At 61.4% G+C, this 12,802-nt stretch carries 11 protein-coding genes; 7 read left to right on the plus strand and 4 right to left on the minus strand.

What is annotated here, in order from left to right:
* Nucleotides 1-13: 13 nt before the first annotated feature.
* From ACE3PH_RS08120 to ACE3PH_RS08135, 4 genes are all read left to right on the plus strand, one after another.
* Nucleotides 14-1,816: an ABC transporter transmembrane domain-containing protein gene (locus tag ACE3PH_RS08120; RefSeq protein ID WP_374317700.1), complete on the plus strand. Its 1,803-nt coding sequence runs from the start codon at nucleotides 14-16 to the stop codon at nucleotides 1,814-1,816.
* 51 nt (nucleotides 1,817-1,867) lie between these two features.
* Nucleotides 1,868-2,716, plus strand: a complete 849-nt coding sequence (locus tag ACE3PH_RS08125; RefSeq protein ID WP_374317702.1) for a thymidylate synthase — start codon at nucleotides 1,868-1,870, stop codon at nucleotides 2,714-2,716.
* Nucleotides 2,717-2,726: 10 nt separating this feature from the next.
* Nucleotides 2,727-3,218 (plus strand): dihydrofolate reductase, encoded by a 492-nt coding sequence (locus ACE3PH_RS08130; protein ID WP_374317704.1) that lies wholly within the window; start codon nucleotides 2,727-2,729, stop codon nucleotides 3,216-3,218.
* 129 nt (nucleotides 3,219-3,347) lie between these two features.
* The gene (locus ACE3PH_RS08135; protein ID WP_374317706.1) at nucleotides 3,348-4,094 is read left to right on the plus strand and encodes a TerC family protein; all 747 of its coding nucleotides are present in this window, start codon (nucleotides 3,348-3,350) and stop codon (nucleotides 4,092-4,094) included.
* 4 nt (nucleotides 4,095-4,098) lie between these two features.
* Here the strand turns inward: ACE3PH_RS08135 and ACE3PH_RS08140 are convergent, their stop codons facing one another.
* Nucleotides 4,099-5,301 carry a GGDEF domain-containing protein gene (locus ACE3PH_RS08140; RefSeq protein ID WP_374317709.1) on the minus strand — a complete coding sequence of 401 codons (1,203 nt, stop codon included), beginning with the start codon at nucleotides 5,299-5,301 and terminating at the stop codon, nucleotides 4,099-4,101.
* A gap of 196 nt (nucleotides 5,302-5,497) precedes the next feature.
* On the opposite strand from ACE3PH_RS08140, the gene xth reads away from it, so the two are divergent.
* Nucleotides 5,498-6,277: an exodeoxyribonuclease III gene (gene xth, locus ACE3PH_RS08145; protein WP_374317711.1), complete on the plus strand. Its 780-nt coding sequence runs from the start codon at nucleotides 5,498-5,500 to the stop codon at nucleotides 6,275-6,277.
* Here the strand turns inward: xth and mutY are convergent.
* The 3 genes from mutY to mutM form a co-directional block, all read right to left on the minus strand.
* Nucleotides 6,274-7,404 carry an A/G-specific adenine glycosylase gene (gene mutY / locus ACE3PH_RS08150; protein WP_374317714.1) on the minus strand — a complete coding sequence of 377 codons (1,131 nt, stop codon included), beginning with the start codon at nucleotides 7,402-7,404 and terminating at the stop codon, nucleotides 6,274-6,276. The two genes, xth and mutY, sit on opposite strands and share 4 nt — an antisense overlap.
* On the minus strand, nucleotides 7,401-9,413 hold the full coding sequence (locus ACE3PH_RS08155; protein ID WP_374317716.1) for a dynamin family protein: 2,013 nt from the start codon (nucleotides 9,411-9,413) through the stop codon (nucleotides 7,401-7,403). The genes mutY and ACE3PH_RS08155 overlap by 4 nt, the downstream gene beginning before the upstream one ends.
* 65 nt (nucleotides 9,414-9,478) lie before the next feature.
* Nucleotides 9,479-10,330, minus strand: coding sequence for a bifunctional DNA-formamidopyrimidine glycosylase/DNA-(apurinic or apyrimidinic site) lyase (gene mutM, locus ACE3PH_RS08160; protein ID WP_374317717.1), 852 nt, complete (start codon nucleotides 10,328-10,330; stop codon nucleotides 9,479-9,481).
* A 54-nt stretch (nucleotides 10,331-10,384) separates the two neighbouring features.
* Between mutM and ACE3PH_RS08165 the strand changes: the two genes are divergently transcribed.
* The gene (locus tag ACE3PH_RS08165) at nucleotides 10,385-12,226 is read left to right on the plus strand and encodes a tetratricopeptide repeat protein (protein ID WP_374317719.1); all 1,842 of its coding nucleotides are present in this window, start codon (nucleotides 10,385-10,387) and stop codon (nucleotides 12,224-12,226) included.
* An 80-nt stretch (nucleotides 12,227-12,306) separates the two neighbouring features.
* Nucleotides 12,307-12,801: an outer membrane lipoprotein LolB gene (locus ACE3PH_RS08170; RefSeq protein WP_374317721.1), complete on the plus strand. Its 495-nt coding sequence runs from the start codon at nucleotides 12,307-12,309 to the stop codon at nucleotides 12,799-12,801.
* Nucleotide 12,802 lies beyond the last annotated feature (1 nt).

Genomic DNA, 12,802 nt, shown 5'->3' on the forward strand with positions numbered 1-12,802 from the left:
ATGTCGTTTTGTCATGTCAGATCGCACACCACCGCAGCCCCCTACACGTGGCCAACCGCAGTCCTTGCGCAGCCTGGTCCCCTTCCTGCGTCCGTACAAGGGGCGCATTGCGCTGGCCGGCATCTTCCTGGTCATGGCCGCCGTGACCACCCTGGTATTGCCCCTGGCCATGCGGGGCCTCATCGATCAAGGCTTCCTGCCCAGCGACCCCGGAGACCGCATCATGGCCGTGCGGGAACACTTCCTGGCGCTGTTCGGGGTCGGTGTCGCCCTGGGACTCTTTTCAGCATCCCGCTATTTCATGGTCACGTGGCTAGGTGAACGCATCACCACCGACCTCAAGCAGGCCGTTTACGGCCACGTACTCAAACAGAGCCCTGCCTTCTTCGAGACAACACAAACCGGCGAAGTGCTCTCTCGCCTGACAGCGGACACCACCCTGATCCAGACGGTTGTGGGCTCCAGCTTGTCGCTGGGTCTGCGCAACGCCATCATGGGCGCCGGCGCGCTGGTCATGCTGGTCATCACCAACCCGTTGGTCATGGCCCAGGTGTTCGGCATCCTGGTGGTCGTGGTTGCCCCGGCCATTCTCTACGGTCGCCGTGTACGCAAACTGTCGCGCAGCAGCCAGGACCGCATTGCCGACGCCAGCGCGATCGCTGCCGAAGTGCTCAACGCCATCCCCGTCGTGCAAAGCTACACCGCAGAGCCTCGCGAAGCCGGCCGCTTCTCCTCTGCTGCAGAGGGGGCGTTCGGCACCGGTGTGCGGCGCATCCGTGCCCGCGCCCTGCTGGTGGCCTTCATCATCATCGCCACTGCTGGCGCCTTGTTGTTTGGCCTCTACGAAGGCACCCAGGCCGTCATCGAGGGCCGCATCACGGCAGGGCACATGAGCCAGACCGTGGTCTATGTGATTCTCTTCATCACCTCCGTGGCAGCCCTCTCCGAGGTTTATGGCGACATCCTCCGTGCAGCAGGCGCCACCGAACGCCTCATGGAGTTGCTGCAGACCCAATCGGCCATCCAGAGCCCGCTTTCCCCCCTGCCCATGCCAGCGGTTCCGGGCGGTGCCAGCATTGCATTCAACGATCTGACATTCCATTACCCCTCGCGCCCCAACCAGGCAGCACTGTCCCACTTCTCTCTGACCGTCGCCCCAGGCGAGACCGTGGCGCTGGTGGGCCCCAGTGGCGCAGGCAAGAGCACCGTCTTCCAGATGCTGCTGCGCTTCTACGACCCACAGACTGGCCACATCACGGTCAATGGGGTTGCTGCCAAAGAAATGAGCCTCGACGACCTCCGCGGCCACATCGGCATCGTTCCGCAGGACAGCACCATTTTCTCTGCCAGCGCCATGGACAACATCCGATATGGCCGGCCGGGTGCCAGCGATGACGAGGTCAAGGCAGCCGCGCGGGCGGCTCATGCCGAGGAATTCATCGAGCGGCTGCCCGAGGGCTACGACACTTTCCTCGGCGAGCGTGGCGTTCGCCTGTCGGGTGGACAACGTCAGCGCATCAGCATTGCGCGGGCCATATTGAAAAATGCCCCGCTGCTCCTGCTTGACGAGGCCACCAGTGCCCTCGACACCGAGAGTGAGCGCGCGGTACAGGCAGCGCTGGAAGCCGCCATGCAGCACCGCACAACCCTGGTCATCGCCCACCGTCTGAGTACCGTGGTCAATGCCGATCGCATCGCGGTGATGGATCAGGGCCGACTGATCGACATTGGCCCTCACGCGGACCTGCTGACACGCTGCGAGCTCTATGCCCGCCTTGCTGCCGCGCAGTTCGAGCAGCCACAGGACCGCGCCTGACCCCCTAAAATAATCCGCTTGCTGCCCTGTTGGCAGCGCCCGGATACGACCATGCCCACCTTCAGCCATCACAGCCGCCCCGTTCGCAGCCAGTACGAAGACTTCATGCGCCATGTTCATGCCCATGGCGTGCTCAAGACCGACCGGACTGGCACGGGCACCCGCAGTGTGTTCGGTCACCAGATGCGCTTCGACCTGAGCGAAGGCTTTCCGCTGGTGACGACCAAAAAAGTGCACCTGAAGTCCATCATTGTCGAACTGCTCTGGTTCCTACGGGGCGACGACAACGTGAAGTGGCTGCAAGAGCGTGGCGTCACCATCTGGGACGAATGGGCGCGTGATGATGGCTCGCTCGGCCCGGTCTACGGCGTGCAATGGCGCAACTGGCCCAAACCCGACGGCACCTACGTCGACCAGATCAGTGAAGTGGTCAAGCAACTTAAGACCAGCCCGGATTCGCGCCGCATCATCGTCAGCGCCTGGAACGTTGGCCTGATTGACCAGATGGCCCTGCCCCCCTGCCACGCCTTCTTCCAGTTCTACGTGGCACCACCACAGGCAGAAGGAGAGCGAGCCAAGCTCAGTTGCCAGCTCTACCAGCGCAGCGCAGACATCTTCCTGGGCGTTCCCTTCAACATCGCCAGCTACGCCTTGCTCACCCACATGCTGGCCCAGCAATGCGACATGGATGTGGGTGACTTCATCTGGACCGGTGGCGATTGCCACATCTACAGCAACCACACCGAACAGGTCGAGGAACAACTCAGCCGGCTGCCCTACCCTTACCCCGTGCTGAACATCAAGCGCAAGCCTGAGTCCATTTTCGACTACGCCTACGAAGACTTCGAAGTCCTCGAATACCAGCACCACCCGGCCATCAAGGCCCCCGTGGCAGTCTGAGGAGCCCTGCATGCAGTTGTGTGTGATCGCGGCCGTGGCCCGCAACGGGGCCATCGGCAAGGACAACCAGTTGCTGTGGCGCCTGCCGGAAGACCTGAAGTTCTTCAAGCGCACCACCATGGGCTGCCCCGTTCTGATGGGCCGCAAGACTTTCGACTCGATCGGCCGTGCCTTGCCTGGACGCCGCAACATCGTCATCACCCGCAATACAGACTGGCAGCATGATGGCGTGGAAGTGGCCCACTCGCTGCAAGCCGGACTGTCACTGGTTGACAGCGAAGCCCGCGTCTTCGTCATTGGGGGGGGTGAGCTCTACCGTCAGGCCATGCCGCTGTGCGATGAACTCGTGCTGACGGAAATCGATGCCGACTTCACCGGAGACACCTTCTTTCCTGACTGGTCACGCGCGGATTTCCAGGAAGCCAGTCGCGAAAGCCATCAAAGTGACGCGGGGTGGACCTACCACTTCGTGGTCTACCAACGCCGTGCCAAGGCTGCCTGACAATTCGGTTTTATCGAAGCATCAAGCCTCATAAATCGAATTTACCCGAACAGACGGGTTCAGTAAGCTTGCGACCCATGGCCTCCATGCCATGGTCTCACTCCAACAAGCAACCTGAACACGTCTGACATGGAATTCCTCTTCGACCCCAATATTTGGATCGCCTTCGCGATGCTGACCGCCCTCGAAATCGTCCTGGGGGTAGACAACATCATCTTCATCTCCATCCTGGTCGGCCGATTGCCTGCCGAGTTGCGGGACAAGGCGCGCCGACTCGGCCTGATGTTCGCCATGGTCTCCCGCCTGGCACTGCTGTTTTCGCTCAGTTGGGTCATGAGCCTGACCAACGACCTGTTCACCCTATTCGAGCAAGGCATCAGTGGACGGGACATCGTGCTGCTCGCAGGTGGTCTCTTCCTGCTGTACAAGGCATCGCACGAAATCTTCGTTGAGGTCGAAGCACGCGAAGAAGATGGTCCGCCTTCCACCGACCCCGCCGCCATCAAATCCGCGGGAGCCAAATTGTTCTGGAGCATCATTGGCCAGATCGCGATCATCGATATCGTCTTCTCGCTGGACTCCGTCATCACGGCCGTGGGCATGGTGGATCACATTGGTGTGATGGTCGCCGCAGTCATTGCTGCTGTGGGCGTCATGCTGTTCGCAGCCAAGCCCATCGGCGAGTTCGTCGACCGCCATCCCTCTGTCAAGGTTCTGGCGCTGGCTTTCCTGGTGATGGTTGGCATGGCCTTGACGGCCGAGGCCTTCGACATGCACGTGCCCAAGGGCTATATCTACGCTGCCATGGCCTTCTCGCTGGCCGTCGAAGCCCTCAACATCCGGGCACGCAGCAAGCGCCTGGCAGCCAAGGCCTGAAACCTCAGGCCAACTGTTGCGGCGGCATCGCAGGCGATGCCGCCAGCACAGAGGCCACACGGTTGCGGCCAGCCATCTTGGCCTGGTACATCGCCTGGTCCGCTCGGCCCAACGCAACCTCGCTGCTATCCCTGGGCTGAACCATGGTGATACCAATGCTGGCAGTCATCCGCAGCGATGCCTCGCCCAGCAGCAAAGGCTGAGAGGCCAACGTTGCCCGAAGTCGCTCAGCCACAGCACAGGCCTGCTGGTGTGTCGTACGAGGCAGGATGACACCGAACTCCTCACCGCCCAGGCGGCCCAGGCCATCCTCCTCACGCAGGCACGCATCCGCCACGGACACGAAGTGACGCAAGGCATCATCGCCGACACCGTGCCCCCAGCCATCATTGATCTGCTTGAAATGGTCCAGATCAATGATCAGCAAGGCCCGCTCCATACCCCGCCCGGAGTAGTCCGGCACATGCACTTCACGGGCCGCAAGTCTGGCCAGAAAGGCCCGACGACTCAGGACACCGGTCAGCGCATCCCGATCAACCAGTTGCTGCAGCGCCTGACTGGTGTGCTCAGACGCCAGCAACAACACGCAAAGGGCAATCAGGTTCTGCGCCGTCACGGTCTCCAGGAGGATGCCTGGCGCCACTGTGGCAATTTGCAGCGTAGAGGACACGCCGGGTGTGCCGAGACTGAATACCCACGGGCGGATCAGCAAAAAACCACCATGGAGCAGGCAAGCCAGGGCCAGCACATGACGCGCGGGATAGCGACGCAGCCCCCCGCCAAGCAGCACGCGGCCAGACACCAGAAACAGCAGGCCCAAGGCCGTACTGTTGACCACATACCGGGCCATCAAATCGGGCTGAATGACCGTGAAATACGCGATCAACAGCATGACCACCGACACAACCAGCAGTCCGCCCCAAGCAGGTAAAACTGGCTTGCCCACATGGACCCTGCTCCCGACCAGGCACAGATAGGCCATGCCAGTCAGCAACCCTTGCGCCAACATCGCAGAAACGACCTCAGGAAACAGTGCCAGACGGACGCGAACCGCGAACTCCACACAGGCCAGAAACCCGAGCACGTAGGCAAAAGCCCACGGTTTCAATCCAGGCACACGTCGGTTGATGTGCCAGACAGCCACCAGCACAGCGGCCATCAGGCCCATCTGGGCCATCATGATGATCAGAAGAGTAGGACTGTGCACGAGCGAACCTGCAGAACTGCTTTCAAGAACGCGTTGACGCAAGAACAGCCATGCTAGACGGCTCCGACGTGGACTCGATGAATATCGACCTGTTCCGTTTCAACATGAGACTTCCTTCACATCCTGGTAGCGGCTTGTGCACGACAGCCCCTCCGGGGTTAGGATCGCGCCTCTCGCTTCTTCTGTGCAGATCACCGTGAAACTCGCCACCTGGAACGTCAACTCCCTCTCTGTCAGACTGCCGCAATTGCTGGATTGGCTGAGCGTCAACCCGGTCGATGCCCTTGTCCTGCAAGAAACCAAACTCACGGACGACAAGTTTCCGCACCTGGAATTGCAGGCCGCCGGTTACACCGCGCAGTGGTTTGGACAGAAAACCTACAACGGCGTGGCGCTGCTGACCAAGACAGACAGCACCGATGTCATCCGCAACATCCCCGGCTTTCCGGACGATCAAGCCCGTGTGATTGCCGGCAGTGTGAACGACCCGCTGCAGGGCATGATCAGGGTCATCGGTTGCTACTTCCCAAACGGCCAGGCCCCTGGCTCAGACAAATTCGCCTACAAGATGGGTTGGCTTGATGCCCTGGAGGCCTGGCTGGCCGATGAACTGCGTCAACACCCCCAACTGGTCCTGATGGGCGACTTCAACATCGCCCCGACCGATGACGACGTCTACGATCCGGTGGGCTGGAAAGACCAGATCCACTGCACGGTAGAGGAGCGGGCTCATTTTCAGAAGTTGATCGGCCTGGGTCTGACGGACGCCTTCCGCCTCTTCGAGCAACCGGCCAAACCATGGAGCTGGTGGGACTACCGCAACCTCGCCTTCCGCAAAAACCAGGGCTTGCGCATCGACCATATTCTGGTCAGCCAGGCACTTCAGGCCAAGGTGACGGCTTGCACGATCGACAAGGCGCCCCGCAAAAATGAGCGGCCCAGCGACCATGCGCCCGTCATCGTGACACTGGCCTAACCCTGCAAAAGGCGCCTCAGCGGGGCTGGCAGGCCCCAATTCGACAAGTCTGCCAGTGGCACCCACCGACCACTCAGGTTCACAGCATGCAAGCGCTCAACCAGCGACTGAACCGATGGCCCCTGCTCGGGCACATGCAGCCTGACCGGTGTCAGCCACCAGTCAAGGTGGGTCAGCACATGCTTGATGCGCGGCAGCCGCTCAAGTTGAGCTGACCATGACGGCCCCACCAACTCGGTCATGGCTGCGTCATCAGGGATCAGCGGCAAGGTCCACAAACCGGCCCATACCCCCTTGTCTGGCATCTGTTCGAGCCACACGGCATCCCCCCGGGTCAGCCATAACCAGATGTGGTCGCGCTGAGACCGTTTGAGCTTGCGTGATTTGACCGGATAAACCTCAGGCCGCCCTTCCTCCCTGGCCACACACAGATCAGACCAGGGGCAAGTCAGGCAGGCAGGTTTGCGCAGCGTGCACAAGGTTGCACCCAGATCCATCAGGCCCTGGGTGTAACTCGGCATATCCCCCCCATGAACCGGCAACACCACCTCGGCAGCCGCAGACAAGCTGCGCTCATGGGCTTTCACGGACAGATCCTGTCCCCACCCCAGCACCCGACTCAAGACACGGCGCACATTGCCATCCATGATCGACACCCGCTCGCTGAAGCAGAATGCAGCAATCGCGGCAGCAGTCGACGGACCGATCCCCGGCAAGGTGGACAAGACATCTGCACGTCCAGGAAACACCCCTCCATGCTCGGTTACGACCACCTGGGCACAACGATGAAGGTTACGCGCCCGGCTGTAATAGCCCAGACCGCTCCACAGCGCGAGCACATCGTCCAGCGGCGCCGCAGCCAGGGCATGCACATCCGGAAAACGCTGCAAGAAACGCTGGAAATAGCCCATGACCGTCGAGACCTGCGTCTGTTGCAGCATGATCTCCGACAACCAGACTCGATAGGGTTCTCGGCCTTGTTGCCAAGGCAGGTGGTGACGCCCTTCCTGCTTTTGCCAGGCAACCAGTCGAGCCGACAACACAGGTTTTCGATCACGCGCCCGCGCGAGCAATGCATCCTCAGGGCCGGCAGACAGCGCGGCCCGATCATCCTGCAAAACGGTCATGCGCCCTGAGAGACCTGATCGTCAGAAGCAGACAGGTCGAGGTTCAGTCGTGCCCCTCCGGCAGACACCTCTGCCATGCGGTCGAGCACCACCTCGGAACGCGCCTGGCCGATCAATTCGTCGATCAAGGTGTCCAGCCTGGTCTGCATCTGCAGCACCCGCTCGTCCTGCGCCTGCACCTCCTGCAAGCGTGTGTCGAGATCGGTCGAAGCCGATTGAATCCGGTCCAGCGACTCGTAACGGCGCTTGAAATTGCGCCGGCGTTCACGCAACTGCCCGTCAACCTGCGCAGAAGCCGTCTTGTTCCAGAGCTCGATGTCGTTACTGACGGTCTCGAACACCACACGCAAGCGAGAAATCAGCATGCGGCGGAATTGCTCTTGAAAAGCTGGCTGAGCCAACCTGAATGCCTGGCTCAGGCCCAGATACTGCACATAGTTGCGCTCGATCAGATTGAGGTCCTCGGCATACTTGCGCACATCGACCGGCATTTCAGCCTGCAGCCCAAACCCGAACTCGGCATTGAGTTTGGCAAACGATGCCACCAGCATCGCGTGGATTTCGTCGTTGCGCTCCTGAGCTTCCTCAATGAGGTGACGCAGGCGCCCGCACAGATCCACAAAAGCGCGCTTGGCGCCCAGCGGCAACCAGGAACCACTCAGAACCTGCTGCAAAGCCTCCACCTCGCGACGCACGCGATCCGAAGAGATGTCTTGCAGGACATTCTTCAACATGCGGGCATGGATGCTGCGCATCGCAGCAAGGCGCGCCGTGCATTGCTCGAACTCGCTGGCTTCCACCTGCACACGCTGAAGCATCAGCTTGACCTTGCCAGAGCTCTTGCCCCGCAAGCCCCTGAGCTCAGCCAACTGATCAGCATACTGACGACGCAACTCGCCAAAACGACGCCCCAGTTGCGACTGGAAATGCTGGGCGCCAGAAATGGCCGCTTCCGCCAGCATCTGACGCCGCTTTGGCAACAACTCATGCGACAGCGCGGCCTCGAACGCCTCAAGCCGACTGGCCTTGAGGCTCTGCTCATCGCCGTTGAGACGGGCCGCCAGCCCCTGACGCGCCGAAATCGGGAACACGTGAGCAGGCTCGATTTCAAGTGTGTGCGCCACACTCTCTTGTTGACGACGGATGGCGTCCTCGATCTGCGCAGGAGTACTCAGGGGATCAACCAACGAGTCAATCTTGTTGAGTGCCACGAATCGAGCCAAAGCCGGCCCGCTGAGGTGGTCACGCCAGATACTCAGATCCGATTTGGTGACCCCCGTATCGGCCCCCAGGATGAACACGGTTGCGTGCGCCTGCGGCAACAGGCCCAAGGTCAGTTCGGGCTCGGTGCCGATCGCATTGAGCCCTGGTGTATCGAGCACGACCAATCCGCGCTTGAGCAAAGGGTGCGGCAAATTGATGCGTGCATGGCGCCACTGGGGCACTTCGACTGTGCCGTCATCTGACAAGGGCGGGTTGTCATCGGGCCGGGCATCATCCCAGAAACCCAAGCCGGCCGCCTCTTCCTTGGAAACCTGCTTGGTGCGCATCACCTCCGCCAAGGCCTGAGCCATGCCTTCGGGATTGCTCAGATCCAGCTCGACCAAGCTCCAGGCGGATGGTTGCAGCCGAAACTCAGCCAAAGAAGTCGCGTCCAGACGGGTTTCAATCGGCAACAAGGCCAACCCGATCGGATCATCGACGTCATAGCCCAGCTCCACCGGGCACATCGTGGTCCGCCCGGCCGACGCCGGCATCATCCGCCGTCCTTTGTCCGAAAAGAAGATGGCATTGATCAGCTCGGACTTCCCGCGGGAAAACTCGGCCACGAATGCCACCATGAGCTTTTCACCAGACAGCCGGTGCCGCATGGCCTCAAACCACTCGGCAGCCGCCTCGTTCAACAAATCTTGCTCACGAGCGAACCTGGCCAAGTTGGCAAGCTTGGCATCGGTCGCGACGCGCCACTGACCCAGGGCGTCCAGATTGCTGGCAAAAGTTGGCATCATGAAAGCGATCCTAGCTCACGTAAGCGGAAATCGTGCCACCAATTACCCGAAGCTGTGACGACCGCTTACCTTTTCTGACAAACCGGGCAAAAAAACGTCGAACGCTGCCCCTGTACGATGCGCTTGATGGTTGTGCCACACGCTCGACAAGGTTCCCCCTCACGCCCATATACCTGTGTGGCGAGCTGAAAATGGCCCTCGCTGCCATAAGCATCTCGAAAGTCGCGCAGGCTGGAGCCACCCAACTGGATGGCCTGCCGCAATACGCTCTGAACTGCGAGGATCAGGCGCTGGCACCGCGGCCGACTCAAGCGCGATGCCGGCGTACGGGGATCAACCCCAGCCATGAACAAAGCCTCGCAAGCATAGATGTTCCCTGCGCCAACCACGATGTCGCCTGCCAGCAGGGCCTGCTTGACGGCAACCGAACGCCCCTTCAACCGGTCATGAAGGTAGGCGCCATCCAGCAGGGGGTCGAATGGTTCCAAACCCAACCCTTCCAGCAACTTGCCCGGCAGCCCGGCCGTCATCGATGGGCCCCACACCACCGCGCCAAAGCGCCGAGGATCCCGCAGCCGCAGCAACCCATGCGTCGTATCCAGATCAAAATGATCGTGCGGGCCGGCCGCGCCTGGCGCATCACGGAACGTCAAAGACCCTGACATCCCGAGGTGGATCAACAGGCCCTCGCACTCGGCTGGTGGTGGCGCAGAAACCTGCCCCGGCATGATCATCGGCAGCCAGAGGTACTTTCCTCTGCGCAGCACCTCACCCACGCTGGCGCCCTCAAAACGCCCGGGGTCACAACCCAGAGGCCAGCGCAACGGTTTGCCCATGCGCAAATGCAACACCCTTGCACCCTGGATGCGGGCCGCAAAGCTCTGACGTGTGACTTCAACCTCGGGCAATTCAGGCATGGGCACATTATGGCGTCCGGACATCAATAGAATGGGCGCATACATGGAGTGCTCATGCCCGACCAGATCGCCGCTCAGACTGCCCGTTCTTCCAGCCCAACCGGCCCTAGGGCCTCAAAACGATTCTTGCTGAGCGCCCTGGCATCTGCCGGGCTGGCCCTGGGCCTGGGTCTGGGGACCCCGGCATTTGGACAAACCAGCGCGGCGCCCGCCGAGGACAAGGAAGCCGTCCAGAACTCCAGAATGGACAGCACCCTTTTCTACCAGTTGCTGGTTGGGGAAGTTCAAGCCCGCAGCGGCGATTTCGGCTCGGCTTACCAGATCTACCTGGAACTGGCCCGCCGGCACAAAAACCCTGAACTGTTCAAGCGCGCCATTGAAATTGCACTCCAGGCGCGGGCGGGAGAAGAAGCCCTGACAGCTGCCAAAGCCTGGCGGCAGGCACTGCCCCAGTCCAGAGAGGCTGCTGAATATGTGAGCCAGATCGCCATTGCGCTGGGCCGCACGACAGACCTTGCCGAGCCACTCAAGAGCCTGATCCAGCAAAGCCCCGCACCACAGCAACCAAGACTGATTGCCTCGCTGCCACGATCACTGAGCCGACTCACGGACCGCAAAGCAGCGGCCCGTATTGTTGACGAGGTCACCGACGCATGGCGAAACAAGACGCCCGAACTCGCTGAGGCATGGATCGCCAGTGGTGAGGGCTGGTTGGGCGCCGGCGACAAGGACAAAGCCATGGCTGCCCTTCAGCGCGCACTCAAGGCCAATCCTGCCTACATTGGCAACGGTCTGCTGGCCATCAACCTGATGGATGCCAAGCCGGATGCAGAAGACATTGCACGAGCCCAACTGGCTCGCCCCGCCCCCCCATCTGCACTGCGCCTGACGTACGCGCGCAAGCTGGCCGCAAGTCAGCGCATGGCCGAGGCCGCCGAGCAGCTTGATCAACTGGTGAAGGCCTCTCCAGACGACCCGGCTGCCTGGCTGACCCTGGGCGCCGTACGCATGGAGCTCAAACAGTATGACAAGGCTGAAGGGGCACTGACCCGCTTCCTCGACTTGCGTCATGCCGCCACGGCATCGCCAAGTGATGACGAAACAGAAGACGCCCCGCACCAGGCAGATGCCACGGTTGATCAAGCCTACCTGCTGCTGGCTCAGCTGGAAGAACAGCGCGCCCAATTCCAGAAGGCGCTCGACTGGCTGGACAAGGTAAACGACCAGAGCGACAGCCTGCTGCTGCAAACCCAGAAGGCTCGTCTGCTGGCCAAAATGGGCAAACTGGACGAGGCCCGCAAGGTCATCCAATCTTTGCCTGAAGATGAACCGCGCGACGCTGCAGTGAAATTCCAGGCCGAGGCGCAACTGCTGCGCGATGCCAACCGCGTCGGCGAAGCCTACAAGGTCATGGAGCAGGCCACCACCCGCTTCCCGGATGACCCGGACCTGCTGTACGAGCAGGCCATGCTGGGCGAACGGCTCCACCGCTTCGACGACATGGAGAAGCTGCTGCGCAAGGCCATGACGCTGGCCCCAGATAACCCGCACAACTACAACGCCCTGGGTTACAGCCTGGCGGACCGCAACATCCGCCTGGACGAGGCCCGAGAACTCATCACCAAAGCACTCAGCATCAAGCCCGGCGACCCCTTCATCACCGACAGCATGGGATGGCTGGAATTCCGCAGCGGCCACCTTGATGAAGCACTGAAACTCTTGAGGGCAGCCTATGCAGCGCGCCCGGACCCCGAAATTGCCGCCCACCTGGGCGAGGTACTGTGGAGTCAGGGCCAACAAGATGAAGCGCGCACAGTATGGCGACAGGCTCGCGAGCGGGATTCAGCCAACGAGGCCCTGAAGGACACGCTCAAGCGGCTGCGCGTGCGCCTGTGATGCGCGCTCGATTCGCCGCTGCCCTGATAGCCGTGGGGGCAGCACTGCTATCCACTGCATGCACCCCCTTGCGGCCACTCGTGACACCAGCCATAGTCGCCACGGACCCGCACGAAACCATCGCCACCTACCAAGGCCAGTTGAGCATCAAGCTCCAGGCATTCCAGACCCAACCGGCCAAGGGCGTCAGCATGGGGTTCTTCTTTCAAGGATCGGCACGTCGTGGGCAACTTGATCTGATGACGCCGCTGGGCAGCCAGGTTGCACGCATCCACTGGGCACCCGGCCTCGCCATCCTGTCCAGCATCGACAAAGACGACCAGCAGTTCAGCGACATCGACGATCTGAGCACCCAGGCACTTGGTGAAGCCATTCCCCTGCCTGCCCTGATGGACTGGCTGCAAGGACATCCCAGCGACGCCCTGCCCGCCCCGACCAATGCAACCCCCACGGGCTTCGAACAAGGCGGCTGGCACATTGGCACCAGCGAGATCACCGAAGGCAAGCTGCTCGCCGAACGCCCCCAATCAGACACCCTTCGCGGCGTGACCATCCGCATTCGGCTTGACCGCTGAA

It is taken from the genome of Aquabacterium sp. (genome assembly GCF_041909175.1).
Lineage (GTDB): Bacteria > Pseudomonadota > Gammaproteobacteria > Burkholderiales > Burkholderiaceae_C > Aquabacterium.

Excerpts from the sequence above, each read along its gene's own strand:
- mutY (WP_374317714.1), bottom strand. The coding sequence starts at position 7,404 with ATGACCGTTTTGCAGGATGATCGGGCCGCGCTGTCTGCCGGCCCTGAG.
- ACE3PH_RS08120 (WP_374317700.1), top strand. The coding sequence starts at position 14 with ATGTCAGATCGCACACCACCGCAGCCCCCTACACGTGGCCAACCGCAG.
- ACE3PH_RS08165 (WP_374317719.1), top strand. The coding sequence starts at position 10,385 with ATGCCCGACCAGATCGCCGCTCAGACTGCCCGTTCTTCCAGCCCAACC.
- mutM (WP_374317717.1), bottom strand. The coding sequence starts at position 10,330 with ATGCCTGAATTGCCCGAGGTTGAAGTCACACGTCAGAGCTTTGCGGCC.
- ACE3PH_RS08125 (WP_374317702.1), top strand. The coding sequence starts at position 1,868 with ATGCCCACCTTCAGCCATCACAGCCGCCCCGTTCGCAGCCAGTACGAA.
- ACE3PH_RS08155 (WP_374317716.1), bottom strand. The coding sequence starts at position 9,413 with ATGATGCCAACTTTTGCCAGCAATCTGGACGCCCTGGGTCAGTGGCGC.
- ACE3PH_RS08135 (WP_374317706.1), top strand. The coding sequence starts at position 3,348 with ATGGAATTCCTCTTCGACCCCAATATTTGGATCGCCTTCGCGATGCTG.
- ACE3PH_RS08130 (WP_374317704.1), top strand. The coding sequence starts at position 2,727 with ATGCAGTTGTGTGTGATCGCGGCCGTGGCCCGCAACGGGGCCATCGGC.